Annotated in this window: 20 protein-coding genes and 1 tRNA gene; 13 read left to right on the forward strand and 8 right to left on the reverse strand. The window is 70.4% G+C overall.

Annotated features, from left to right (window positions below; all coding sequences use genetic code 11):
* Positions 1-43: 43 nt before the first annotated feature.
* From Q7L65_RS10090 to Q7L65_RS10110, 5 genes are all read left to right on the forward strand, one after another.
* Complete coding sequence (locus tag Q7L65_RS10090; RefSeq protein WP_304720855.1) at positions 44-1093, forward strand: discoidin domain-containing protein; 1050 nt, start codon at positions 44-46, stop codon at positions 1091-1093.
* 248 nt (positions 1094-1341) lie between these two features.
* Positions 1342-1755, forward strand: coding sequence for a cyclic nucleotide-binding/CBS domain-containing protein (locus Q7L65_RS10095; protein WP_304720856.1), 414 nt, complete (start codon positions 1342-1344; stop codon positions 1753-1755).
* A 267-nt stretch (positions 1756-2022) separates the two neighbouring features.
* The gene (locus tag Q7L65_RS10100) at positions 2023-2739 is read left to right on the forward strand and encodes a TetR/AcrR family transcriptional regulator (RefSeq protein ID WP_304720857.1); all 717 of its coding nucleotides are present in this window, start codon (positions 2023-2025) and stop codon (positions 2737-2739) included.
* Positions 2740-2769: 30 nt separating this feature from the next.
* Complete coding sequence (locus Q7L65_RS10105) at positions 2770-3468, forward strand: TetR/AcrR family transcriptional regulator (protein ID WP_304720859.1); 699 nt, start codon at positions 2770-2772, stop codon at positions 3466-3468.
* A gap of 43 nt (positions 3469-3511) precedes the next feature.
* A tRNA-Ile gene (locus Q7L65_RS10110) sits at positions 3512-3585 on the forward strand.
* Positions 3586-4376: 791 nt separating this feature from the next.
* Here the strand turns inward: Q7L65_RS10110 and Q7L65_RS27715 are convergent.
* The 5 genes from Q7L65_RS27715 to Q7L65_RS10135 all read right to left on the reverse strand — a co-directional run bounded on the left by Q7L65_RS27715 (position 4377) and on the right by Q7L65_RS10135 (position 12041).
* Positions 4377-4778: an IS3 family transposase gene (locus Q7L65_RS27715; protein WP_370552538.1), complete on the reverse strand. Its 402-nt coding sequence runs from the start codon at positions 4776-4778 to the stop codon at positions 4377-4379.
* 402 nt (positions 4779-5180) lie between these two features.
* Positions 5181-5717, reverse strand: a complete 537-nt coding sequence (locus Q7L65_RS10120) for a hypothetical protein (protein ID WP_304720860.1) — start codon at positions 5715-5717, stop codon at positions 5181-5183.
* Positions 5718-5725: 8 nt separating this feature from the next.
* Entirely contained in the window at positions 5726-9805 is a 4080-nt protein-coding gene (locus tag Q7L65_RS10125) for a hypothetical protein (protein ID WP_304720862.1), read from the reverse strand.
* 551 nt (positions 9806-10356) lie between these two features.
* The gene (locus Q7L65_RS10130; RefSeq protein WP_304720863.1) at positions 10357-10794 is read right to left on the reverse strand and encodes an HPP family protein; all 438 of its coding nucleotides are present in this window, start codon (positions 10792-10794) and stop codon (positions 10357-10359) included.
* Positions 10794-12041, reverse strand: a complete 1248-nt coding sequence (locus Q7L65_RS10135) for an SLC13 family permease (RefSeq protein WP_370552539.1) — start codon at positions 12039-12041, stop codon at positions 10794-10796. The genes Q7L65_RS10130 and Q7L65_RS10135 overlap by 1 nt, the downstream gene beginning before the upstream one ends.
* Positions 12042-12214: 173 nt before the next feature.
* Here Q7L65_RS10135 and Q7L65_RS10140 point away from each other — a divergent pair, with 173 nt between their 5' ends.
* From Q7L65_RS10140 to Q7L65_RS10160, 5 genes are all read left to right on the forward strand, one after another.
* Positions 12215-13183 (forward strand): sensor histidine kinase, encoded by a 969-nt coding sequence (locus Q7L65_RS10140; protein ID WP_304720866.1) that lies wholly within the window; start codon positions 12215-12217, stop codon positions 13181-13183.
* On the forward strand, positions 13180-13839 hold the full coding sequence (locus Q7L65_RS10145) for a response regulator transcription factor (protein ID WP_304720867.1): 660 nt from the start codon (positions 13180-13182) through the stop codon (positions 13837-13839). Before Q7L65_RS10140 ends, Q7L65_RS10145 begins: the two co-directional genes overlap by 4 nt.
* Positions 13840-14189: 350 nt before the next feature.
* Positions 14190-15878: an ABC-F family ATP-binding cassette domain-containing protein gene (locus Q7L65_RS10150; protein WP_304720869.1), complete on the forward strand. Its 1689-nt coding sequence runs from the start codon at positions 14190-14192 to the stop codon at positions 15876-15878.
* A gap of 246 nt (positions 15879-16124) precedes the next feature.
* On the forward strand, positions 16125-17534 hold the full coding sequence (locus Q7L65_RS10155) for an FAD/NAD(P)-binding protein (protein WP_304720871.1): 1410 nt from the start codon (positions 16125-16127) through the stop codon (positions 17532-17534).
* Positions 17535-17564: 30 nt separating this feature from the next.
* Positions 17565-18947, forward strand: coding sequence for a hypothetical protein (locus tag Q7L65_RS10160; RefSeq protein ID WP_304720873.1), 1383 nt, complete (start codon positions 17565-17567; stop codon positions 18945-18947).
* Here the strand turns inward: Q7L65_RS10160 and Q7L65_RS10165 are convergent.
* Positions 18871-20262 carry a hypothetical protein gene (locus Q7L65_RS10165; protein ID WP_304720875.1) on the reverse strand — a complete coding sequence of 464 codons (1392 nt, stop codon included), beginning with the start codon at positions 20260-20262 and terminating at the stop codon, positions 18871-18873. The genes Q7L65_RS10160 and Q7L65_RS10165 overlap by 77 nt on opposite strands.
* Before the next feature lie 111 nt (positions 20263-20373).
* On the opposite strand from Q7L65_RS10165, the gene Q7L65_RS10170 reads away from it, so the two are divergent.
* Both Q7L65_RS10170 and Q7L65_RS10175 read left to right on the forward strand, forming a co-directional pair.
* Positions 20374-21096, forward strand: coding sequence for an SDR family oxidoreductase (locus Q7L65_RS10170; RefSeq protein ID WP_304720876.1), 723 nt, complete (start codon positions 20374-20376; stop codon positions 21094-21096).
* On the forward strand, positions 21096-22130 hold the full coding sequence (locus Q7L65_RS10175; protein WP_304720878.1) for an LLM class F420-dependent oxidoreductase: 1035 nt from the start codon (positions 21096-21098) through the stop codon (positions 22128-22130). Before Q7L65_RS10170 ends, Q7L65_RS10175 begins: the two co-directional genes overlap by 1 nt.
* Positions 22131-22195: 65 nt before the next feature.
* Here Q7L65_RS10175 and Q7L65_RS10180 read toward each other — a convergent pair whose 3' ends face one another.
* Positions 22196-24148 (reverse strand): diguanylate cyclase, encoded by a 1953-nt coding sequence (locus tag Q7L65_RS10180; RefSeq protein ID WP_304720880.1) that lies wholly within the window; start codon positions 24146-24148, stop codon positions 22196-22198.
* 196 nt (positions 24149-24344) lie between these two features.
* Here Q7L65_RS10180 and Q7L65_RS10185 point away from each other — a divergent pair, with 196 nt between their 5' ends.
* Positions 24345-25484: a glycosyltransferase gene (locus Q7L65_RS10185; protein WP_304720881.1), complete on the forward strand. Its 1140-nt coding sequence runs from the start codon at positions 24345-24347 to the stop codon at positions 25482-25484.
* 6 nt (positions 25485-25490) lie between these two features.
* Here Q7L65_RS10185 and Q7L65_RS10190 read toward each other — a convergent pair whose 3' ends face one another.
* The gene (locus Q7L65_RS10190; protein WP_304720883.1) at positions 25491-25907 is read right to left on the reverse strand and encodes a hypothetical protein; all 417 of its coding nucleotides are present in this window, start codon (positions 25905-25907) and stop codon (positions 25491-25493) included.
* Position 25908 lies beyond the last annotated feature (1 nt).

Genomic DNA, 25908 nt, shown 5'->3' on the forward strand with positions numbered 1-25908 from the left:
GGTTGCCGGCGAGGCCGCGGGAGCGATCGGGTACCTTTGGCGCATGGAGTCCTCGCCCGGGCACGTCTGCCCAAGCTGCTCGGCGGCCGCCGACGAGAACCAGCACTGGTGCCTGGAGTGCGGCGCCGAACTGCCGCACAAGCGACGTTCGACGATCCGGCCCGTCGTCGGCATCGCGACGACGCTGACGGTGCTCGTCGGCGCGGCCTCCGCGGCCGGCTTCACGCTGCTGCAGGACGGCACGCAGCCGCCACCACCCGCCGCGACGATCGCGCAGCAGCCGCCGCCGGTGACGACGCCGCCGGTCGACACGACCGCGACCGCCCCGCCGGCCGACACGACGCTTCCCGACACCTCCGCGGACACCCCGCTGCCGAGAACCGGTGGCGGTAGCGGTGGCGGTGGCAGCTCCAGCGGCGGCGGCAGCAGCTCCTCGGGCGGCGGCACCAGCAGCCCGGGGACCTCCACCCCGCCCCCGGCCGACGTGCCGGACCTGTCCGACGACGTCGACACCTCGACGCCCAATCCGCCGCCGCCCGACGACGACGCGGGCGACGTGGACGGCGGTGACGGCAGCGTCGAGGACGAGAACTCCGGCGACGGCGCGAGAACCGAGAGAAGAACGGCGCCGCCGAAGCTCGTCGACACGAACATCGCGCTCGGCGCGGTGGCGGTGCCCTACGCCCCGTACGCGACCGGCGACGAGGATCTCGGCGACGCGGGCGCGGCTGTCGACGGCAACAAGTCGACGGCCTGGCAGACGCCGCCGTTCGACGATCCCACGGCCCACCCGCAGCTCGGCATCTACGTCGACTTGGCGACGGCCGAGAGACTGACGAAGCTCGTGCTGACGACGCCGACGCCCGGGATGTCGTTCGAGGCCTACACCGCGACGAGCGGGCCGCCGAAGTCGATCACCGCCGCCGGCTGGTCGCACGTGGCGACGAAGGAGAACTCGCCGGGCAAGACGACGATCGAATTGCCCGACGGCTCGAAGGCGCGCTACGTGCTGATCTGGGTCACCGGCCTGCCGCAGGACAGAGATCACGCCGCGATCTCCGAGCTGGAGATCTACTCCAAGCAGCCGCAGTAGGCGGTCGCGCGGGCGCCTCGTCGCCCCCGTCTGCGGGACGCTCGCGACGGTTGTCACTTGAACGTGGGCGTCTTGACTGGGAAGCTGATGTGATTCCGATCCGCGCCGATCTTGAGGAGGTCGCGTCTACCAACCATTCCGCTCGGCGGTATGGCTCATGCGAAGGTGGGGACCTTCGCCGCTGGTCGTGCCGATTGATCGCCGGGCTCGTGCAGGTGTGATGGGGGGCGCAACACAGGAGGAGCAGCATGAGGAAGACGGCACGGGAGTTCGTCACCGGTATCGGTGAGTGCGTCAGTGAGTACGAGACGGTGCTCGAGGGCGCGCGCAAGCTCGCCGCGTTCGGGGTCGATGCACTTCCGGTCTGCGGCGAGGATCGCAGCGTGGTCGGAGTGCTGTCCGAGCGCGACGTGGTGCGGATCGTGGCCGAACGGCGGGATCCCGATTCGATACGGATCGGGCTGCTGGCACATCGCGTCTGGGTCGTCGACGCGAACGCATCGGTCGCCGACGCGTTCACGACGATGGTCGAGGACGATCTCGACAGTGCGCCGGTGACTGACGAGGGTCGGCTGATCGGCATGCTGCGCCGCACCGATCTGCGCGCGCAGGTCGATGCGTGGGCAGCCACGGGCACCGTTCCCGCGGTCGCCACGGTCTGAGAAGCGTATGAATCAAATGACGCGGCCGGGGCGGATCCCATCCGCACGCCCCGGCCGCGTCGAGCATGAGGCTGGCACGTAGCCCCACACCGGGTGTTCCCGGGGAGGGAACCCTGCGGGCGTACGGCATGCGCGGCCCCGATCGACCGCCCCGCGTAGCGCCCGCACGAACCCCGCCTGCATCGGGTCGTGCTCCCCATGCACCAAAAACTATAAACGTCTGCGTCTTCTGTTGTCAACGGGCTTCACAGCGGCTACTGTCGCCGCGTGGGACCACAGACAGAGCCACTGCCGCCGTCGGCGCTCTCCGAGTCGCGCAGCTTCACGGTGCGCTCACGCCGCGAGCGGCTGCTGACGGCGATGGCGCAGGTCGTCGCCGAGGACGGCTACGGCGCCGCCTCGGTCAGCAAGGTCGTGACCGCGGCCGGGATCTCGCGCAACAGCTTCTACGAGCACTTCGCCAACAAGGAGGACTGCTTCCTGGCGGCGTATGACGCGACCGTCGAGCAGGTGCTCGCGCGCGTCTCCGTCGCGACCGCGGCGACGAGATCGCGGCGGGCGGCGCTGGAGGCCGGCTTCGCCGCGTTCCTCGGGTTCGCGGCCGAGGAGCCCGAACTGGCATGGCTGTGCGTCGTCGAGGTGCTGGCGGCCGGCCCGCGGGCGCTCGCGCGCCGCGACGAGGCGATGCGCCGCTTCGCGCTGTTCCTCGAAGAGACGCGGGGCCGCGGCGGCCCGGCGGTCGCGCCGGTGCTGACGGAGGTCGTCGTCGGCGGCATCTACGAGGTGATCTACGCGCGGGTCCTCAACCGCCGCACCGCGACGCTGCCGGAGTTGCTGCCGGACGTGATGTACGTCTGGCTGGCGCCGTTCGTGGGTACCACCCGCGCGACGGCCGTGCGCGCTGAAACGGCGCGCCGTCTCGGCTATGACGGCGGGCGCCTGCTGCAAGTCGCACCGGTCCACGGAAGAACGGGCAGGACATAGATGTTTTCAGAGCGTGTCTATGGTCGCGAGGTGGCCGCGGCATCAGATCGATCCCCTCAGCGCCTCCCGCGCGGCCGGCACGGCCTCCCGCGTCGCTTCATCGTGCACAACCAGCGCGAGCGGATGCTGCTCGCCGTCGCCGAGGCCGTCGCCGAGCAGGGCTACGCGACGACGACCGTCGCGGACATCATCGCCCGCGCCCGCCTCTCGCGCCGCACCTTCTACGAGCACTTCACCGACAAGGAGGAGTGCTTCCTCGCCGCCTACGACACCGTCGTCGAACAGATGCTCGCGGGCGTCGGGCACTCCTACGAGCAGGCGGGCAGAGAGTGGACCCACCGCGTCCACGACGGCTTGGAGGCGTTCGTCCACTACCTCGTCGACGAGCCTGCCTTCGCGCGCATGTGCATCGTCGAGGTCGTCGCGGCCGGTCCGGAGGCGCGCGGCCGTCGCGACGCCGCGATGCGCGTCTTCGTCGACTTCCTCGCCCCCGGCCGCGAGCAGGCGCCGAGAGGCGTCGTCGTGCCCGAGCTGGCGGCCGACATAGTCGTCGGCGGGATCTACGAGATCATCTACACGCGCCTGCTGCGCAACTCCGCGGAGGAGCTGATCGATCTCCTCCCCCAGCTGCTCTACTGCGCCCTCGTCCCGTTCGTCGGGCACAGAGGCGCGGAGAGAGCGGTGCGCGAGAACGAGGCGCGCAAGGCGGCGGAAGCATCCGAAGCTTGATGCTGCCGAAACGCGCCAGCTCTGGTAGCGTCGCACGTGGCAAGGCCCAGTAGCTCAGTTGGTTAGAGCAGCGGACTCATAATCCGTTGGTCCGAGGTTCGAGTCCTCGCTGGGCCATTCGACAGAGAGCCCCGCCCAAGCGGGGGCCTCTCGCGCTCTCGGGTGCGTCGGCGACGACCGGGGATTCTCCCCGGATTTCCCCAGCGCCCCGTAGCGCGGTCGTAGCGTCGACCAGCAACCCTCCGTCGGGTCAGGTGTCGCGCCAGCCATGGGCGCTCGAAAGGCCGGGCGTGCCGCCATGCCCGGCGGGACGCCAACGGCTTCTCGTCGGCGGCGGGAGCGCTGCCGTCACCGCTTCGTCGCCTGCGAACGGAGATGGCGCTCGCGCCGGCCTCTGCATCGTGTTCCGACGGTGGCCGGCTACGAGGCGTTCGACGGTGGGCGCTGACACTAGCTTGACGGGCGCTGCAGTTGTCCCGTTTTCTCGGACAGTCTGATCTGCCCCCGGTTTCATGGAGTTCGGGTTCTAGAGTCCTTGGCTGAGAAAGGACTCTCATGTCCCGTAGGTATCCCCCTGACATTCGTCGCCAGGTCATTGAACTCGCGCATGCCGGCACGTGCGTCAAGCAGTTCGCTTCGACGTTCGGGGTGACCGACGCGCGCTCGGGATGGCGATCCGACACCGCAACGGACGGGACGGCCTCGTCATACACTCCGACCGCGGCGTGCAATTCACCTCCTGGGCCTTTAGCAACAACGTTCGCAACGCCGGCCTGGCGCCGTCGATGGGAGCGGTCGGCAGCCCTACGACAACACCATGGTCGAATCGTTCTGGGGCCGCATGTAGGTCGAGCTCTTCAACCGCCGCCGCTGGACCACATCGAGCACTGGCACGACACCCGCCCACGTCACAGCGCCCTCGGCATGCGCACCCCAGCTGAATACGAAACCCTCCACACCACCACCCAAGCAGCCTGACTCCAGAACCCCGACTCCACCAACACGGGGCAGCGCTTCTCGATCAGCCCGGAGATCCCGGTTTGGGCCATCAGCCGCGCCACGCGCTTTCGGCCGACCCGGACGCCGTGCCGCATGCGCAGCTCGGCGTGGATGCGCGGAGCGCCGTAGACGCCGCGGTTGGCGGCATGGATCTCCTTGATCTGCTCGGTCAGCCAGGCGTTGGTCAGCTGCCGGTCTGAGGGCGCGGTCGCCCACGCGTAGTCGGCCGAGCGCGAGACGTCGAGCAGGTCGCAGATGACGGAGATCGGGGTGCGGGCCTTCTCGGCCGAGATCAGCCGGTGGAAGCTCACCGAATCTCGGTCCGCCGCGAAGAAGGCCGCGGCTCGTTTGGTGGGCCTTCCACGCCAACCGTCGCATCGATCTCGACGTGGCATCGCGCGTGTATGACCAGGCGGTCGCGGAGGGACAGCAAGCCGCGACACCGGGAAGCGTCGCTGATCCGGTGGTTGACCGTCGGCGACCATGCTAGGCGCTACCGACGCAGTTGCCCCGCGGCCCAAGGTCACCGCATTCTGCTCTGCGGTGCGAGAAACTCTGCGATGATTGAAGTATCTGACAAGTCGCGCCCGAGCAATCTCCGATCGGAGCCGCGGCAAGCTTGACGGGCTGCGCTGGACCTTCCGAGACTCTTTACGAAGTGATGCATGCATCCATCGCCGAGGGATTCGTGCCTACGAGGTTACGCCGTCATTCTATTCATCGCGCGCCTCGTACTCGGAGCGATCGACGACTTCACCATTCTTGTCACGTGCGATGAGCGCAACGTGTGATGGTTCGATAACCAGCGCAATGGCGACGAACGCGCCGGTCGTGATGTCGAAACGAACCAAGTGCCGCTGCTGCGATGAGACTACCTCCAATTCGGCGACATCCTGCCCGACGAACCCCCCCTGGACGACGTATCCCTCGCCGGTGTCAGTATTCGATGTCCAGCCGACATGACCAAGGAACCCGAACCCGGATCCTTGAGATCGGTACGGGCCAGGATAAGACGGCCATGGATGTGAGTTTTCGTGATCGGCTTCTTCATCCCAGATTCCCCTGACCCGCTGGTGCACGGTGCAGGTCCACTCGTACCGATTGGTGCCGCGTCTTCGAATAGTCGCAACAACGCCGTAGTCGCCTGCTACGTCGCGACCATAGAGTCGCTCGCCTGCAGCAGGGTCGCCAACCGTCGCGCCGAAGCGCGGCGGTGAGAGTGTCAATGCATCGGCGGCAGACTGATACATAGCAGGCGTCACATCCCGAGAAAGGCGTTGGTACGACAGGAATCTCCCATGCCGCCACCATAATCCAATTCCGTTACGCCTGGAGCTATGACTGTTTCGAAGGGTGTGTTGAAGATGTATTTTCCGTCCCATCGCAAGAGCGAATTTGGCTGTGTCATGACTGTCTGGTGTGCGTAATACGGCCGCCAATCAGGCCGGTCGCGCTTGTCATACGAGTTGTCGGTGTGCTTTCTGTTGGAGCCATCTGGCGCCTTCCATCTGAGTTGCAATCTCGTCCAGGCGACGTTCGTACGCCAAGGGCGACGCACCTGGTAGTGCACAAAATACTGATAGAACAGCTGTCCGGCTCTGTTGTAACCGACTTGTTTCAGATGAATATGAAAGTGAGTCTGAAACGTCCCATATTGGCTGAGGAGGGTGATATCGGAGTTCTTAGGACAATAGGGAGATACCCCTCCGGACGCTTGTGCTGGCGGCAGCGGTGAGCCTCTTCCCCAATCCTTCCAGTACCACCCGGGTGGCTGATGGTCTGCCCATTCTGGGGGCTCGGTCCAGCCATCGTCGGTTGACTCGGGGGCGGCGGTGATGACCCGAAGGTTTTGTACCGAGTAGCGATCGAGGTAGTCCCAAGCTTCGACGCGGACCACATCGTCGCCGACGAACTTGCTCCGGTCAGCAACCCACACTTCGTCCCGTCTCACGCAACTTGGCGTGCTGCAAGGCGATGCGGAATACAGATATGTCTGAATTTCAGTACCGTCGAACAACAGGCGCATTCTCTTGACGCCGACGGGTTGGGATGCGCTCAGGAACAGCGTCGGTCTCGCGGGCATCTGACCGTCACCGGCGTGATTGACAAGGTCACCGGAAAGCGTGATCACTGGCGCGCCGACGACACCATCCAGGACAAGAACTCCTGGGTCGGTCGCCGTGATGTCGTTGCCTCGAGGAACAAGATCCAAAAAGCCTTGCGGGACGATCTGCGTTCTTGAAAGGTCGAGGCCGTAGGTCGTCGCGACCTCCACAGAGGCCACAAGAAAGCGCTGCCCCCGACTGACGTAGTACACCCCCGCATCGCCGTCCATGCGAAACAGTCTCGCCGCCGTCGTGATGTCGGCACCTCTCGACAGGGACCCCAACGCTCCGTCAGGCAGCACGTGCACGGTCGCCGGGTTGATTCCGAAATGTTCCAGCGATTGGACCCAGTAGCGAGCGCCTCTGCCGATGTAATAGACCGCCGCAGTGCTTCTTTCGCGGATCAGGCTGTTGTAGCTGTCGGCGAGAATCTTGTTCTTGTCCGCTTGGCGCAGCAAGTTCCAGATCTCGTCGTAGTTCGGCTTGGTCCACAAGTCGTTGCGCAGCGTGTCGAAGTCTGATTGCTCGTCGAGGTTGCCGTACATCCAGGCGGCCTTGTAGAAGGTGACGTTCCAGTTCATTCTCGCGACGAAGCCGGCGGCGTCGTGCACGTCGACGCGCAGTCTTCGAGTTTCGTCGTTGCCCCATCTCAGTGTAGGGTCGAGCGGGTCGATTTCGAACTCGCCGGTGAAGTCGCGTCTCTCGCAGTACACGTCGCAGGTCCGTGATCTACTGCCAAGTCTCGAATCTGCTCCGGTCGTCGTGTCGAGCAAGTCGATTGCTGTGACGCCGCTCCCGTCGTCTCCGGCGACGACGGTCAGTCTTCCTGTCGTGATTCGGTCTTGGTCGCGGCTTTCGTAGAGTCCGCCTGAGATTGCCATGAACGGCGGGTTGTTGTCGATCACGAACTTCCACTCTTGCGTCACCACATGGCCGTTGACGGCCGGGAGCCCCGGCGGGTGGTCAGTGACGACCGTTCTGATCGTGTGAAGGCCGTCTCTGAAGCCAGAGGAGTCGAACCGGAAGCGGGCGTCGGCGCCGTTGGGGCGGTAGGCAGCGTCGGACGGGTAGAGCGAGTACCACCATCCGACACAGGTTCTGGATGGGTCGAGGTAGAGGATGGTCGCGCAGTCGTCCAGGCAGTTCGAGCCGTCCGTTCTGGTGCAGCCTCTGTAGAGCGCGTTGGTGTAGGTGCCGAGCGGTCTTCCGTCGATCGTCGCTGAGATCGACTTCACGCCCTGTCGATCCCAGGCCATGACGGTGAAGTCGAAGATGCCTGTCGCGATGACCGGCGCCGGCGCCCACACGAGATCGTTCCACGTCGTCGGGTTGGAGAGTCTGTGGTAGGTCGAGACCAGCGGCCAGTCATCGACAGGTGTCTCAGCGGGTTCCTCTGGCGCGAGCGCCGCGAGGTCGATCAGCACGTCCTGCGTGTGGCCGTCGGCGAGTTCGAACCGGAGGATCCCGATGTCACCGCTGAGTCTCAGTTCGCAGCCGGAGTCTCTGACTACGACGGTCGCGAGCGTGCAGTTGTCCGACTCGCTTCCGGCCCATTGCAAGTTGCCGTGGACGATCTCGACGCCCTCGATTTCAGCTGTTTGCGCACCGACGTTCTTGATCACGAGGGGGAAGTCGCCTGCTGCGATGTCCGGCTGCAGGAACGGTCTGTCTGCGCGGCTCGGAAGTTCGGGAGGCGTCGGTGGGTACGCGGTCAGTCTGACGTCGACGTCGGTGATCTCGTCGCCATCCCACAGGCGCACCGTCCCGCTATTGCCGATGAGTGCCAGCTCGCATGAGCCACTCTGCGCCGGGAGCGAGTTGCCTGAGCATTTGTCGGCATCCGGCATATCGGCCCAGGCGAGGTCGCCGTCGAGGATTTCGGCTCTGACCAGGTCGGCTCTGTACTCGCCGCGATTCACGATCGTCACACGGCCGGCGCGCCAGGATGCCCAGTCGTCGACCTCGAGTCTCGGGCTGATCGTCCCCTGCGCGATCTCGAGAACGGGTCGCTTCGAGAAGTCCGGATTGCTGGAAGATGCGATCGTAGTCCACCCTCTGGCGCAGAGGATGTCCTCCCCTCCGTACATGCACTCGTAACTTTGTGTCTCGCCCATCGCCTGACTCTGCAGCAGCAGGCTCGCCGGCGCATCCTCGGTGAGCGTCAGCGGTCCCTGCGGATAGCCCTTGCGCACATCGTAGATGTGCTCGTGCCAAGACCAAGCAATTTCGGTAACGTCGAACTCGAAGCTTGCTCTCGCTGCGGGATCATCGACTGTGGCCGTCTTCCAAACATCGTCGTAGCTGTCACCGGCGGTCAGCCGCAGACCGCTGGTCTGGCCGGGCAGCTCGGAGTCCTTGTAGAAGATCGCGCGCGCGCTCGTGACTCTCTTTGTCGGCGAGAGCAACTCGGTTACATCACCGAAGTCGATGCTCGCGCCGGCCTCTTGGTACTCCGATCCCTCTGAGCCGACCCACCCGCCGACCTCATGCAATGGGACGTTCGGGTTGTTGCAGTCCGGTGACGATCTGACGTAGTTCTGCGCCAGGTTTCCTACGAGTACCGCAGTCAGCGACTGCGAACACGACCACCCGGTCGTGCTTGAGTACGGCAGGATCGTGGGGTCGACCGTGACCGGCCAAACGCGCTCGTCGGCCCTCAGCCACTCGCGATCCAGCGCAAATGAAAGCCGATAGTCGCCGCCGTCGAGCCGTCTGAGCGCATACTGGGGCGCGGGCGCAGTCGCTGGAGCGGCCGCTGCATCGACCGCGACCGGCGCCGGGATCACGAATGCGACTCTGGCGCCACGCAGGATCTCGATCTCACCACCTCTAGCGAGTCGCGCGCCCAAACCGTCGGAAAGTCGTACGCGGTATGAGAAGGCGCTCGAAGCAAACCTGTCTGCAAGGATCAGGTCTTCTTTCAAGCCCTCCGGCACGGCACGCATCTTGACGGCAACGCCCGGAAGCGCCTCGTCATAGGTTGCGACTTCGTCTCGCGCCGTCGCCGGGGCGTTCGCGCCCTCAACCCACGTGCGAACTGAGCCGTCGGCCGTCGAGATCGACGCTCCGCCGGCCGCTCCATCACCAAGAGAGGACGGCAGCATCACCTGCGCGGGACCCGCCGAGACCTCGTAGCCTGGCTGCTCGTCCCCGAGGCGCAGCATCAAGTCAAAGTCACGCCACCTTCCGGCGCCGTCCTTCCATCGAACCGGCCCGGTCGCGATCCGCGTCACCTGGCCTCGATCACGGGTCTCCCAAGTCGTCGAGACAGCCGTCCGCTTTGACGTCAGTTCCCGGACCGCATCCCGCGGTCGGGTCGTCGCATCCGCTGCCATCGTTGGCGTTGCCGCCAACGCTGTACCCGCAGCGACAGCAGCAGCCGTCGCCAACACGCGCCATCTCATCTGGCCCCCCGGAGGTCTTACAGAATGTCGAGGCCTGGTCGCCGCGAGCTCGCAAAACTTAAGGCGGATGGCGCAACGCCATGCTCTCCGTATGGCCGAACTTGAACGTCCATCGTTGGCCATCTGGCCAATGGCCAAGTGTCACCGTCCCATCGGCCGCGGACTGAATTGGGTGTTGGCCTCCTCGGAACACGGTGTTCATCAAGATGTTGGGCGAGTCGCTGTTGATCAGCGGCCGCTCGACGGCTATCCCGTCGGAAGAGGACGACAGGGCGGGCGCGCGAGCCCGATTGCGGGACGGCTTTTCTCGGTGTTTTCTCCGGCCGTCGAACGTAACGACATGGAACTGGCCTGACGCACCGCCGGCCTCGGGAGGCGTCTCAGGGCATCCGGCCGGAGACGATGTCGAAGAACGTTCTGCGCGTGACGACGCCCATCACGCGGCGCTCGGCGTCGACGACGGGGACGATCAGGACGCGGTGGTGCAGGAACGTCTCCGCCAGCTCGGCGTCGGAGAAGCCCTCTCTGACGGCGATCGGCTCGCGGTTGGCGAAGTTGCCGACGGGCTGGTCCAGGCAGCCGGAGCGGCGGGCGATCGCGGCGTCGAGCGAGTGCGGCACGAAGCCGGCGTATCTCAGCTCCTTGATGTAGCCGGGGAAGATCGCCTCGATGAACTCGCGCTCGCCGAAGATGCCGAAGAAGTGGCCGTCGTGGTCCTCGACCGGCAGCGCCGGGACTTCCGCCTGCTGCAGCGCCTCGACGGCCTCCCGCATCGGGCGGTCGGAGCGCAGCAGCGCGACGTGGCTCAGGATGCCCATCAGATGTAGCGCAGGTAGAGGTAGATCGTGACGAGGACCATCGACAGCAGCGTGACAGGAACGCCGACCTTGAGGAACTGTACGAAGCCGATCGGCTGACCGGCGCGGGACGCCATCCCGGCCGCCGCGACGTTCGCCGCGGCCGAGATGATCGTCAGGTTGCCGCCGAAGCAGGCGCCGAGCGACAGCGCCCACCAGTAGGCGTTGTCGCCGGAGTCGCCCGCGATCGACTCGACGACGGGGATCATCGTCGCCGTCAGCGGGATGTTGTCGACGATCCCGCCGACGATCGAGGCCGACCACGCGATCGCGAGCAGCTCCGCCGTGCGGTCGCCGTCGGTGATCGCGACGAGCGCGCTCGCCAGCTTGTCGATCGCGCCGGTGTGCTCCAGCGCTCCGACCATCACGAACAGCCCGACGAAGAAGAACAGCGTCGGCCACTCGATCCCGCCGAGCGTCTCCCGCAGCGACTGGCGGCTGAGGGCGAGCATCGCCGTCGCGCCGCACAGCGCCACGGTCGCGGGCTCCAGCCCGAGCGGCTTGTGGACGAAGAACGCGAGGATCGTGATCAGCAGGACCGGCAGCAGCCGTCTCAGCTCGTCCGGCTGCTCGATCGAGCGCGACGCGTCCAGCTCCATCACCTTGTCGCGCGCCGCCGGCTCGATCTGCAGCCTGCGTCTGAAGACGAGGTAGAGCAGGCAGACGACGACGGCTGCGGTGAAGTACGCGATCGGCGCGACGTTGAGGACGAAGTCCATGAACGAGAGGCCGGTCGCGCTCGCGATCATGATGTTCGGCGGGTCGCCGATCAACGTCGCCGTGCCGCCGATGTTGCACGCCATCACCTCGATCAGGATCAGCGGGATCGGGTCTATGTCGAACGCGTCCGCGAGCAGGAACGTGATCGGGACCATCAGCAGGATCGTCGTGAGGTTGTCGAGAAACGCCGACAGCACGGCGGTCGGGATCGCGAGCGCGACGACGAGCAGGAACGGCCGCCCGCGCGAGAGCTGTCCGGCGCGGATCGCGATGTAGGTGTAGAGCCCCGTCGCCTCGGTCAGACGGACGACGATCATCATGCCGGCGAGCAGGCCGAGCGTGTCGAAATGGATCGCCTCCAGCGCCAGCTCCTGGTCGATCGTCTGCGACAGCAGCAGCAGCGCGGCGCCGACGAGCGCGATCTTCGTGCGGTCGAACTTCTCCGCGACGATCAGCGCCAGCGCGCCGGCGAAGATGCCGACCGACACAACCATCAGCGTGGCGCTCGGGAGGCTGTGGGACGGATCGGAGCGGTCGGCACGGGCCCCTGGAGACAGTACGAGCGCCGCGGAGCCGCCGACATGGGTGCGAGCGTGCATCCGGCCGTGCGGCGAACGTGCAGATCCGCCCGCCAGAGGCGTCGCTGCGTCACACTGGTCGGGTGGGCCGCACCTCGCTGCTGCAGCGCATCTTCGCTCTCAACGTCGCGGTCTTCGCACTGGCGGGGCTCGTGCTCGCGCTGACGCCCGCGACCGTCAGCGCCGAGATCGCCCGTCGCGAGGCAGCGGTGCTCGTCGCGGTGCTGCTGACGATCTCGGCGATCGACTTCGTGCTGCTGCGGCGCGCGCTCGCGCCGCTGCGGCGGCTCGCGACGCTGATGGAGACGGTCGAGCCGCTGCACCCGGGCCGGCGCCTGCCGCTCGACGAGTCGCACGAGGAGATCCGGCGCCTGACGATCGCGTTCAACGGGATGCTCGAACGCCTGGAGGACGAGCGTCGCGGCAGCGTCGCACGGTCGCTGACGGCGCAGGAGGCGGAGCGGCTGCGCGTCGCGCAGGAGCTGCACGACGGCATCGGGCAGAGCCTGACGGCGCTGATGCTGCAGATCGACCGCGCCGCGCGTGACGCGCCCGAGCCGCTGCAGAGCGAGCTCGCCGACGCCCGCGAGACGACCCGCACGCTGCTGCGCGAGGTGCGCGACGTCGCGATCCGGCTGCGCCCGGAGGCGCTCGACGACCTCGGGCTGGAGAACGCGCTGGAGGCGCTCTGCCGCCGCATCGACGAGCAGAGCGAGGTCTCCGTGCGACTGTCCGTGGCGCCCGACCTGCCGCCGCTGGCGCCGGAAGCGGAGCTGGTCGTCTTCCGCGTCGCGCAGGAGGCGCTCACGAACACGCTGCGGCACGCCGGCGCCGCCACGGCCGCGCTGACGCTCGAGGGCGGCGGCGACGGCGACGTCACGCTGCTCGCGCGCGACGACGGCGCCGGACTGGGCGACAGCGTCCCCGGCGGCGGGATCCAGGGCATGCACGAGCGCGCGCTGCTGCTCGGCGGCACCTGCCAGCTGCAGACGCTGCCCGACGGCGGGACCGAGGTGCGGCTGCGGCTGCCGATCGCGGAGGTGGCCGCATGACGACGCCGCTGAAGACGCGCATCCTGCTCGCCGACGACCACGCCGTCGTGCGGCACGGACTGAGGCTGGTGCTGGAGGCGGAGCCGGACCTGGAGGTCGTCGCCGAGGCCGGCGACGGCCACGAGGCGGTCGAGTTGGGGCTGCGCGAAGACGTCGACCTCGCGGTGCTCGACGTCACGATGCCGCGGCTGACGGGGATCCAGGTCGCGCGCGAGCTGTCGCGCCGGCGGCCGGAGCTGCGCACGCTGATCCTCTCGATGCACGACAACGAGCGCTACCTGTTCGAGGCGCTGCGGGCAGGCGCGTCGGGCTACGTGCTGAAGTCGGTCGTCGACAGAGACCTCGTCGGGGCCTGCCGCGCGGTGATGCGCAACGAGCCGTTCCTCTACCCCGCGGCCGTGAGCGCGCTGATCCGCGACCACGTCGAGCGCGCGGCGGCCGGCGACGAGGCCGAGCTGGACCCGCTCACGCCGCGCGAGTCGGAGATCGTGAAGCTGATCGCAGAGGGGAACACGAGCCGTGAGATCGCCGCCCTGCTCGTGATCAGCGAGAAGACCGTCGACCGCCATCGCGCGAACATCCTCGAGAAGCTCGGGATGCGCGATCGCGTCGACCTCACCCGCTACGCGATCCGCCGCGGGCTCGTCGAGCCTTAGACCGCCGGCTCGGGGGCGGGCGCGTACGGGTCCGCGGCCTGCCGGCGAACGCCACGACGAGCACGAGCGACCACACGATCAACGTCCACGCCACCCCGGGCGCCCGCTCGGCCAGCGCCAGCGCGACGCCGGCACCGAACACGAGCAGCGCGGTCGCGAGTCCGGCGAGCTGTCGCGCGGAGCGTCCCATCGACCCACCATCGCACCGGGTCCGATGCGGTGGAATGCATCCGAGCGTGTATCCGGCCGGCGGTCGGGCTTGCAGAGGCCGACGGGAGACGCTGCCGTGCGCGGCGGCGGTGGGCGAAACGGTGCCCCGGCGCGTGCGCGGCTATCGTTGCCGCTCTGCGATGCCCGCCGACCGCGAATCGTACAGCCAGGCGGGAGTGCCGTTGCTCGATCGGGTCGAGCGGAGGTCTGCGCACCTCGCCGCGCGGGAGCTGCGCAAGGGGTACGGCGAGGGGATCGTGCTCGACGGGATCTCGCTGACCGTCGGCGCGGGGCAGCGGCTGGCGATCGTCGGCGACAACGGGACGGGCAAGAGCACGCTGCTGCGGCTGCTCGCCGGGACGCTCGAAGCGGACAGCGGCACGGTCGTCTGCACGACCGGGCGGAAGCTGGTCGAGCAGGAGCTGCTCGTCGCCGACGACGCGACTGTCGCGACGGTGCTGGAGGATGCGCTGCGCGGGAGCCGTGAGGCGCTCGCGGAGCTGGATGCGGCGGTGGAGGGGTTGGCTGGAGGACCCGGCGCGGCAGAGCGGTATGCGGCGGCGCTCCAAGCCGCCGAGAACCTCGGCGCCTGGGACGCGCCGCGGCGGCTGGACGACGCGTTGGAGGCGTTCGGATGCGGGTTCGCGGCCGACACGCTGCTGCGTGCGCTCTCCCCCGGGCAGCGCTATCGGCTGCGGCTGGCGTGCGCGCTGCACGATCCGGCCGGAGCGGTCTTGCTGGACGAGCCGAGCAACCATCTCGACGACGACGCGCTCGACCGGCTCGGCGCGCGGCTGCAGGCGCACCCGGGGATCGTCGTGCTCGTCACGCACGACCGCTGGCTGCTCGACGCCGTCGCGACCGCGATGCTCGACCTCGATCCGACCGCCGACGGCAGCGGCGTCCTGTTCGGCGGCACCTACCCCGAGTTCCGCGCGACGCGCGCGGCGACGTGGCGGCGCTGGCGCGAGCATCACCAGCGCGCCGTCGAAGCGGAGAGAAGATTGGCCGAACAGCTCTCCAGCGCGCAGGCGCACGCTCGGGAGCGGTGGCGGCCGGGCAGCGAGGCGGCCGGGCACGGGCGCGCCAGCCGCGCGGGCAACACGGTCGCGGCGCTGCGACGGCGGCTCGACGACGCACGCGCGAGACGCGGTCCCGGTCCGCCCGAGCCGCTGAGGTTCGGGCTGCCGCAGCTGGAGGGCGACGGCGACGAGCCGCTGTTGAAGGCTGATCGGATCCGCTTCCGCGATCGTGCGCTGCTGCCGGCCGGGCCGGGGCTGGAGCTGATGCCCGGCGGCCGCCTGCTGCTGCGCGGCCCCAACGGCGCGGGCAAGTCGACGCTGCTGGCGCTGCTCGCCGGCCGGCTCGAACCCGACGGCGGGACGATCGCGCGACTGGACGGCGTCCGCGTGGGCCTGTTCGCGCAGGAGGACGACCTCGATCCGTCGAGAACGCCGCTGGAGCTGTTGGAGGCGGACCTCGACTCCGATCCCGACGACGACGAGGAGCAGCCCGACGCTCTGCGCGACGCCGCCCGCGCCACCGGCCTGCTCACCGACGCCGATCTCGACCGTCCCGTCGGCGTGCTCTCCGTCGGTCAGCGCCGGCGCGTGGCGCTTGCGCAGGTGCTGCTCGCGAGACCTTCGGTCCTGCTGCTCGACGAGCCGACCAACCACCTCTCGGTCACGCTCGTCGACGAGCTGACGGAGGCGCTCGTCGAGACGCCGGCCGCGGTCGTGCTCGTGACGCACGACCGCACCCTGCTCGCTGCCGTCAGCGACTGGCCGACGATGACCGTCCGCGCTCCCCGCCCGGCCGACCCCAGCTAACGGACCGCGACGAGCGAGGCCGGCCGCTGGGAGCGGACATCGCCGCCGCCTGCTGCGCTGAGCCGGTCGGTCGACGCCCCACGGCGGCCTGACGCGGGTGCTCCACGGGTCGCTGAAGTAGATCGTGCCGTCGGAGCGGACGATCACGTCGTTGGGCCCGTTCAGCGCGGACCGTGCAGCACACAATCTCCGGGCCGGTCGTGCCTGAGAGTGCCCGAAGCCGATCCATTTGATCTACTTTGCCTCGTGACCTCGCCAACCGACCCGTTTCGCGTCGTCGTCGTCGGCGCCGGCTTCGCGGGGACGGCCACGGCGGTGCAGCTGCTGCGCGCCTGGCGCGGCGGCCCGCTGGAGCTGACGCTGCTGGAGCGCAGCGGCCGCTTCGGCCCCGGCGTCGCGTTCTCGACGCCCGACGCCCAGCACCTGCTGAACGTCAACGCCGCCGGCATGAGCGCGCTGCCCGACGCCCCGCGCGACTTCCTCGACTGGCTGCACGCGCGCGACACCTACGCCCACGCGGGCACCTTCGCGCCGCGCGTCGCGTACGGCGCCTACCTGCAGGAGCTGCTCGCGCAGACGGCGGCGAACGCGGCCGGCGAGGTCGTCTTCACGCGCTCGCGCGACGAGGCCGTGCGGATCGTCGACGGGGGCGCGACGGTGCTCACCCGCTCCGGCGCCGCGCTGCCCGCAGACGCCGTCGTCCTCGCGGTCGGCGTCAACCGGCCGCGCACGCCGCCCGGCGCCGGTCCCGAGCTGCTCGACCATCCCGGCTACGTCGCCGATCCGTGGGACCACGACCGCATCGCCGCGCTCGCCGACCGAGACCGCGTCCTGATCGTCGGCAGCGGCCTGACGATGATCGACGTCGCGATGAGCCTCTGCCCCGGCGACGGCGGCCCTGAGCTGATCGCGCTCTCGCGCCGCGGCGTGCTGCCGCGCGCCCACCACGCCGAGCCGCCCGCGCACGTGCGCCCGTTCCGGCCGCCGACCGGTCCGCTCACCGCAGACCGCCTCGCGGCGCACGTCGAGAACGCCGCGCTGGCGGAGGTCGCGGCCGGCGGCGACTGGCGCTCGGTCGTCGACGGCGTGCGGCCCTACACGCAGCAGCTGTGGCAGTCGCTCCCGCTCGGCGAGCAGGCGCGCTTCCTCGCCCGTCACGCGCGCCGCTGGGAGATCCACCGCCATCGGATGGCGCCCGGCGTCGCCGAGCGGCTGCGCACGCTGCGCGACGAGGGGCGCCTGTCGCTGCGCGCGGGTTCGCTGCAGCGGCTCGACCCCGCGGCCGACGGCGGGATCGACGCGCTCTACAAGACCGCCGACGGCGTCGAAGCGCTGCACGTCGACGCGGTCGTCAACTGCACCGGCCCGGATCCCAGCCCCGGCGCCGACGGCGACCCGCTGCTGTCGAACCTGATCGCGGACCGCCTCGGCCGCGCCGGCCCGCTCGGCCTCGGTCTCGACACCGACGCCGACGGCCAACTGTGCGACTGCGACGGCCACCCGTCCGGCAACCTCTTCACGCTCGGCGCGCTGCGCCGCGGCCAGCTGTGGGAGACGACCGCGGTGCCGGAGATCAGACTGCAGGCGGCCGACCTGGCCAACCTGCTGGCGGCACGCGGCGCCGCGCTGTGCGCGGAGCGGGCCGCGGCGGCGTAGCACCCCCGGTGCGGTCTATCCTCCCCCGCCGTGCCCGCCGCCCCAAGCGCGCGCGTCCGCGGTGAGGACGCGCTCGGAACCGTCGCGGTCGCCGTCTGGGCGCTTGCGGCGGCGGTCGTGCTCGTGCTGCTCGGCCTGTGGCAGGACAACGGCTACTGGGAGTACTCCGACGGCGTCTACGCGCTGACCGCGCGGCTGGTCGCCGACGGCGGCGACCTCTACGGCGAGATCGCCGCCGCGCAGCCGCCGCCGCTCTATCTCGCCGGCGCCGCGGTGCTGAGCGTCAGCGACACGCTGACGGCGCTGCGGATCGCGATGGCCGCAGTCGAGCTGGTCACCTCCGGGCTCGTGCTCGTCGCCGTCTGGCGTCTCACCGGCGCGCGCTGGGCCGCTGTCGTCGCGGCGCTGCTCGCGCTCGTGACGCCGTGGGCGCTGCGCGAGCACGCTCAACTGCTGCCCGAGACGTTCGCCGCCCCGCTGCTGCTCGGCGCCGCACTCGCCGCCAGCCGCGCCCGCACCGCCCTCCTCGCGGGCGTTCTTGCGGCGCTCGCGACCGCGTTCAAGCTCGCGTTCGGGCTGCCGGCGCTGGCGCTCCTGCTGGCGGCGGCTTCCCGAGCCGTTCGCCTGCGCGCCCTCCTCGCCTTCGTCGCAACCGGCATCGTGCTGGTCGCGCTGTCGCTCGCGCTGTTCGGCGACAGCGTGCTCGACGGCGCCGTGCGGGCTCAGCGGGAGAGCGGGCTGGCGGGGCTTTCGTACGTCGGCGGGCTGTGGGCGCAGGGCGCGTGGAACCTGCTGCCGCTGCTCGTCTGCGCCGCGCTCGCCTGGCCGCTGCGCGCGCGGATCGGCGACCCTGACCTGCAGCGGACGCTCGCGGCCGGCGCGCTCGGCGCGCTGCTGCTGTTCCTGACGCTCTTGAAGACCGGCAGCTATCTGACGCTCGTGGTCGTCGTCGAACCGCTGCTGCTGTGCCTCGCGGCGGCGGGCGTCGTCGCGGCGGTCCGCCCGGTCGCGGACGCTCAGCAAGTCGGCTCGTCGCCGCCGGCCGCGGGCGGTGGTGACGCGGCGCGCTTCGGCTCAGCTCCGCTCGCGGCCCTCGCCGCCGTCGCGATCCTCTTCGGTGTGCTCCAGGTCGGCTCGCTGCTGGTCGCGCCCGACGACCGTGGGATCTTCACGCGGCCGCTCGCAGCCTCGGGACCGCAGCGCCAGCTGACGCCGAGCGAGGTCGACGTCGCCGTCGCGGCGATCCGCGCGTGTCCGCCGCAGCGAGCGACGAGCGGTCCGCCGTTCCTCGCCTTCGCCGCCGGGCGGCGCATCGCCGGCGATCAGCCGGACCAGTTCATCCTCGCTCACGCCGCGGTCCTTGCGCGCTTCCAAGCCGAGGCGGACGCCGACCAGCCGCGCTGTCCGGGCTGACCCATCGGGCCAGCCGCGCGGCGAGCGTGCGCGTCGGCGCGAGCGTGACGGTCGTCTGCGGGCCGCTGGTCGTGATCGTCGCGGCGGTGGCGCCGGGGAGGCTCCAGGCGCCGGGGCCGGTGGCAGTCGCTCTGCGGTCGGTCTGCAGCCAGGTGCCGAGCGCGGCGCTGACGGCACCGGCTGCCGCCGGCGAATCGAAGCGCAGGCGCAGCACGAGCGCGTCGCGCCCCAGGCAAGGCTCGTCGCAGCCTGGCGCGGGCAGCGGGCCGCGGCGCCAGAGCGCGTAGCGGCCGCCGGTCCAGGTCGCGGCGAGCTGCTCGGCCGCGTCCTCGCCGACGCCGTCGCGCAGCAGCTCGCGCAGGTCGACCTCGCCGAACGTCGAGGCCGCGATCCGTCTCCAGGCAGGACCGGGGGCGTCGGCCGGCGGCAGGGCGAGCTTCGCCGGTCGCTGCTTGTCGAGCCAGCGGTCGACGTCGAGCACCTCCGCGGCGGACGTCGGCGGGCGGTCGCGCAGCGCCTCGTCGACGAGTCTCCAGTCGCCGCTGGTCGCCAGCAGCTGGCCGACGAACCGCTGACCCGCCTCGTACGGGAACAGCAGCGAGCGCATCACGTACGGCGGCAGCGGCGTCGAGCCGCTGGCGCCCCACAGCTGGCCGAGCGCGTCGTCGAAGCCGAGCGCTTCGGGATAGCGCTGCAGGTATCTCGTCATCACGACCGTCGCGGTCCCCTCGACGAGCGCCGACTCCGCACTGGCCGCGTCGTCGTCGCCGGAGGCGCCCGCGCCCGTGTCGCCCGTGTCAGCTTCTCCGCCTTCCCCCAACCTCGACAGGTCGAAGTGCTGGTCCTCCAGCGCGTGCGTCAGCTCGTGCGCGAGCGTCACGTCGTCGATCCCGACGCCTCTCACGAGCGCGAGCCGCTCGCTTCTGGGGTCGTAGAAGCCCGCCACCTGCTCGCCGTAGATCGAGGCGGTGACCGCGTCCATCTGGACGTCGGGATCGATCAGGCCGAGCACTTTCAGCAACTCCTGCGAGGCCGCTCGCTCGCGCGCCGAGCTGGCCGCGTCCTCCTCGGCGACGCCGAACGCGCGCACCTCGTCGGGGCTCATGACCGTGACGCTGACCGGCCGCTTGAAGCGCAGCCCGCGCAGCTGCTCCACACGCCGCTCGACGCGCGCCAGCCGTGCCGAGGAGACCTGCGCGGTCGCGTCCGCACCGCTCGCGTCACCGTCCGAGGACGATCCGCCGAACAGCAGCACGCCCGCCGTCAAGACGACCAGCACAGCGAGGACTGCAAGCTCGGGAGTGCGGTCGGACACCCCAGAAGCGTAGTGCCCGCGGTAATCGGCGAGTCGTGCGCGAGGGAGTGATTGGATACCGCGCGACGGGTCGCAGGATCCGCGCTTCGCGACGAGCAAGGAATGGTGGAGATGGCACAGCGTGCGGCGATCGTGACCGGCGCATCGAGCGGGATCGGGTTGGCGATCGCGCGGATGCTCGGCGAGGAGGGATACGGCTTGACGCTCGCCGCGCGACGGCCGGACAAGCTCGCGACAGCCGCGCAGGAGCTGCGCGACGCCGGCATGGAGGTGCAGGACGTCCCCGGCCCGCTGTCGGACGAGGAGGTCGTGAAAGCCGTCGTCGCCGCGCACGAGCAGCGCTACGGCCGCCTCGACGTGCTCGTCAACAACGCCGGCGTCGGGATCGGCGCGGCGGTCGCCGACATCGAGTCGAAGAAGCTCGACATGCAGCTGAGCGTCAACGTCGGCGCGGTCGTGCTGTTCTACCGCGAGTGCGCGGGGCTGTTGCGCGCGGCCGGCAGCGAGCACGGCAACGCGCTCGTCGTCAACACCTCCTCGATCTCCGGCAAGCGCGGCCAGGCGTGGCTGTCGGTCTACTCCGCGACGAAGGCGGCGGTGATCGGCTTCACGGAGGCGATGAACAAGGAGCTGAGCGCCGACGGGATCAAGTCGACCGCGCTCTGCCCCGCGTTCGTCGACACCGCGATGACGGACTTCGTCAAGGGCCACGTCCCCGCGAGCGACATGATCCGCCCTGAGGACATCGCCGAGTCGGTGCGGATGCTGCTGAGGCTCTCGCCCGCCTGCATCGTTCCCGAGATCGTCTTCGAGCGCCGCGGGGACGAGCTCTGATGCGCCTCGGCGTCCACGTCGGCTACTGGGGCCTCGGGCTCACCTCGCAGCAGCAGCTCGCGATCGTGCAGGAGGCGGAGCGGCTCGGCTACGACTCCGTCTGGGCGGCGGAGGCGTACGGCTCCGACACGGCGACGATCCTCGCCTGGCTCGCCGCCGGCACCAGCACGATCAAGCTCGGCTCCGCGATCTTCCAGATCCCCGCCCGCAGCGCCGCGATGACGGCGATGACCGCCGCGACGATCGACCAGCTGTCCGGCGGGCGGATGCTGCTCGGCCTCGGCGCGTCGGGTCCGCAGGTCGCCGAGGGCTGGCACGGCCAGCGCTACGGCAAGATGCTGCAGCGCACGCGCGAGTACGTCGCGGTCGTGCGGATGGCGCTTGCGCGCGAGCGGGTCGTCTTCAGAGGCGAGACGCTGGAGCTGCCGCTGCCGGACGGGCCCGGCAAGGCGCTGAAGCTGACGATCGCGCCGGTGCAGGAGCGCATCCCGATCTACCTCGCCGCGATCGGGCCGAAGAACACGGCGCTGGCGGGCGAGATCGCCGACGGCTGGATCCCGACGCTGTTCAGCCCCGAGCACGTCGCGGAGTTCCGCGGCCACCTCGAGGAGGGCGCCACGCGCGCCGGGCGCACGCTCGACGGCTTCGACGTCGCGCCGACCGTCAACGCGTTCGTGACCGACGACCTCGACGGCGCGCGCGACGCGATGCGGCCGTACCTGGCGCTCTACGTCGGCGGGATGGGCTCGCGCAGACAGAACTTCTACAACGCGCTCGTGCAGCGCTACGGCTTCGAGGACGCCGCGCGCGCCGTGCAGGAGCTGTACCTCGCCGGCAAGCGCGAGGAAGCGGCCGCTGCACTGCCGGCCGAGCTGATCGACCTCGTCTCGCTGTGCGGTCCCGCCGACGTGGTGCGCGAGCGAATGCAGATCTTCCGCGAGGCCGGCGTCGGCACGCTGATGATCTCGCCGATGGCGTGGACGCTGGAGGAGCGGCTGGACCAGTTGCGGCGGATCGCGGAGCTGGCGGCGTAGCGGGCCCGCTCGCGACGGGGCGCGGGCCGGCGCGCGGGCGTGGGCGCGCCCGGCGCCGCGACCGCTCAGACCCCGGCCGGCTCGCGCGCGCTGCGATCGTCGTCGTCCAGGTCCGCCAGCGGCTCGTCGAGCAGCGCCAGCAGTCTTTCGACGACGCGCCCGTCGAGCTGCGCGCCGGCGACGCGGCGCAGCTCCGCGCGCGCGGCCTCGACGGGGCGGGCCGGGCGCCAGGGCCGTGGCGAGGTCATCGAGACGTAGACGTCGCACGCGAGCAGGATCCGCGCCTCCAGCGGTATCTGGTCGCCGGCGAGCCCGTCAGGGTAGCCGCGACCGTCCCAGCGCTCGTGCTCGTGGCGGACGATCGGCGCGGCGTCGCGCAGCAGCGGCAGCGCCCTCAGCATCCGCTCGCCGATCAGCGGGTGCTCGCGCAGGATCGCGCGCTCCTCCTCGTGCAGCTCGCCGGGGTGCGCCAGCAGCGCGGCCGGCACGCCGACGGTCCCGACGTTGTGGAACAGCGCCGCGAGGTACAGCGCTCTGCGCTCCTCGCCGGCGAGCTCGAGCGCGCGCCCGACCTGCCATGCGAGGTCGGCCAGGCGCCACTGCTCGGCGTCCTCGACCTGCTGGCCGGGCGAGAAGCCGCGGATCGTCTCCGCCTCCGCGTCGGCGGCGATCCGGTACAGCTCGCCGAAGCCGGAGACGCTCAGCTTGTCGAGCAGCCGGCGGCAGGAGAGCGCGCGTCCGAGTTGCTGCGCGATTGCCTCCGCCAGCGCCCGTTCGACGATCCCGTACGCGCGCGGGCGGTCGCACGCGATCAGCAGGCAGCCCCAGGTCGAGGTGCCGTCGGGGACGGCGACGGCAAGCTCGCTGCGCACGGTCGTGTCGTCGATCCAGAGCGTGCTCTGGTCGTCCTCGACGACGGCGGGGCCGGCGGCCGCGAGCGCACGGCGGACCGTCGAGCGCGCCGCCAGTTCGCTGCCGAGCACGTGTGGGTCGCCGCCGGAGCCGAGCGCGACGAGCCGCGGCGCGACGACCGTGGTCGCGTTCGCGTCGGCGTGCGGCCAGGTCGCGATCGCGGCGGAGCCTATGGTGTCGAACGCGCCCGTCAGGAACGCGACGGTCGTCTCCGCGAGCGTGCGCTCGTCGCGGGCGCCCGCGAGCGCGCGGGCGAGGCCGGACAGCAGCGCCAGCCGGGCGGTCTCGCCGCGGCCGAGGCGGCCGGCCGCGCGGCGTGTTGCGGGCGCCGCTGCGCGGGGGCGAGTCGTCGCGCCTCTGCCGGCGGTGGTGGCGCGCTTGGCCGCGCGCAGCGCCGTGTCGGCGCGCAGGATCAGCTCGTCGACGCTGCGCGCCTGCTCGCCGAACGTCGCCCAGCCGGCGCACGCGCCGAGCCGCCGTTCGCCGTTGACGCCGAACGGGATCTGCTCGATCGCGCTCGTCAGGCGCTCGGCCAGGTCGGCAGCCTCCTCCGCGGCGGCGCGCACAGCGATGACGGCGAACTCGTCGCCGCCCTGGCGGCAGCAGACGTCCTCCTCGCGCAGCGTCTCGCGCAGCGCGGCAGCGACGTGGCGCAGCGCGTCGTCGCCGGCGAGGTGGCCGAGTTCGTCGTTGATCGCCTTGAAGCCGTCGAGGTCGAGCAGCACGAGCGAGAAGGGGTCGTCGTGACGGCGCGAGCGCGCGACCTCGGCGGCGAGCTGGCGCGTGAACATGCGGTAGTTGCCCAGGCCGGTCAGCTCGTCGAGGTCGGCCATCCGCAGCGCGTCCGCCTCGCGTCTGGCGAGCTGCGCATGCGCGGCGTGCAGGCCGCTCAGCGCGCGCACGAGCACGAAAGCTGCCGCGAAACCTGCAGCCCCCGCGACCGCGGCGCCGAGCGACCTCGCGAACGTCGAGACGTCCAGCAGCGCGAGCAGCACGAGCGCTGCGACCGCGAGTGCGCATACGATCGCGGCGGCGCGGACGATCGCGCCGCGGGCCGGCGCGGGCGGCGACGCGTCCGCGAGCAGGCTGGCGCCAGCGGTCGTCATCCCGTCGTATCCTCGCGGCCGCTCAGTGGTGGCGCCTTCGTCCATCGGCCCCCTACGTCATTGCAGGTCATCCGTGCCACAGGTCATTAAAGCTCATCAAACCTCTCGGCTTCCTGCACCGCTTGTCGGTCATTCGTCTAGTCCGAGCCTGAGGCTGTTCCTGGGAGCGTTCGGCGACCCTGGACACGCCTTCCCGATGCTCGCGCTCGGAACCGAACTGGCTGCGCGCGGGCACGCCGTCACGCTGGAGACGTGGTCGCGCTGGCGCGAGCACGTCGAGGCGGCCGGGATGACGTTCGTCGCGGCGCCCGAATACCCGGTCTTTCCAACCCAGGAACGCCCGATGACGATGTACGAGGCGGTCGTGAAAGCGGTCGGTCAGACACGGCCGGCGGTCGCCGCGGCGCGCCCGGACGCGGTCGTGGCGGACATCCTCACGCTCGCCCCCGCGCTGGCGGGGGAGCTGGAGGGGATCCCGGCGGCGACGCTGATCCCACACGTCCACCCCGCCCCGCCGCCCGGCGCGCCGCCGTACTCGTTCGGCGCGCGCTGGCCGCGGACGGCGCTCGGGCAGCAGCTGTGGCGGCGGTTGGACCCGCTCGTCGAGCGCGGCCTGCGCTGGGGCCAGCAGGAGCTGAACGACACACGCGCGCAGCTCGGGCTGCCGCCGGTGACACGCCTGCACGGCGGGCTCAGCGAGCAGCTCTGCATCGTCGGGACCTATCCGCAGCTGGAGTACCCGCGCACGTGGCCGACGCACACGCATGTCGTCGGGCCACTGCTGTGGGAGCCGCCGACCGATCCGGTGCAGCTGCCGCCCGGGGACCTGCCGCTCGTGCTGGTGGCGCCGTCGACCGCGCAGGACAGAGACCACAGACTGCTGCGCGCGGCGCTGGCCGGCCTCGGCGAGCTGCCGATCCGCGTGCTGGCGACGTGGAACCGCCGGCCGCTCGGCGAGCCGGTCGAGGTGCCCGACAACACGCGGCTGGTCGAGTGGGTCTCCTACGCGCAGACGATGCCGCAGTGCGCGCTCGTGCTGTGCCACGTCGGCCACGGCACGATGGTGCGCGCGCTGGCGTCGGGCGCGGCGGTCGTCGCCTGCCCGGTGGCGGGCGACATGGGCGAGAACGCGGCGCGACTGGACTGGGCCGGGGCCGGCGTGCGGCTGCCGTGGCGCTTCACGACGCCTCGCGGTGTGCGGCTGGCGGTGCAGCGGGCGCTCGACGAGCCGTCGCTGACCCGTCGCGCCGGCGAGCTGGCGGCCTGGAGCGCGCGCAACGACGCCGCGGCGCGAGCCGCCGACCTGGTCGAGCGGCTCGCGCGCGGGACGGTGTGAGGCGAGCTACGCGACGCCGAGCGGCTCGACGACCGCGAACGGCGCGCGCGCGACGGTGTCGCCGTCGATCGTCAGGCGCCACTCGTACTGGCCGGTGCCGAGCACGAGCCCGGTGAGGTTGAACGCGAGCGGCATGTTCAGCGTCGAGCCCGGCTTCAGGCCAGCGGGCCTCCCGAGCTCGAAGCGACCGCTCGGCGCGACCGCCTCGCCGTTGACGATGATCCGCTCGCCGTCGGCGTCGAGCAGCTCCGCGACCAGCTCGTGCGGAGCGTCGGCCTCGTCCCAGGCGACCTTGACGACGATCGCCAGCGCGATCGTGATCGCCTGGCCGGGCGCCTGCAGCAGGTTCCACGCCGCGCCCATGATGTACAGCTTGCCGTTGATCGCCTCTGCGTGGTCGCAGAGGAGCAGGTCAGCTTCCATT

The organism is Conexibacter sp. CPCC 206217 (assembly GCF_030646165.1).
Classification (GTDB): Bacteria; Actinomycetota; Thermoleophilia; order Solirubrobacterales; family Solirubrobacteraceae; genus Conexibacter.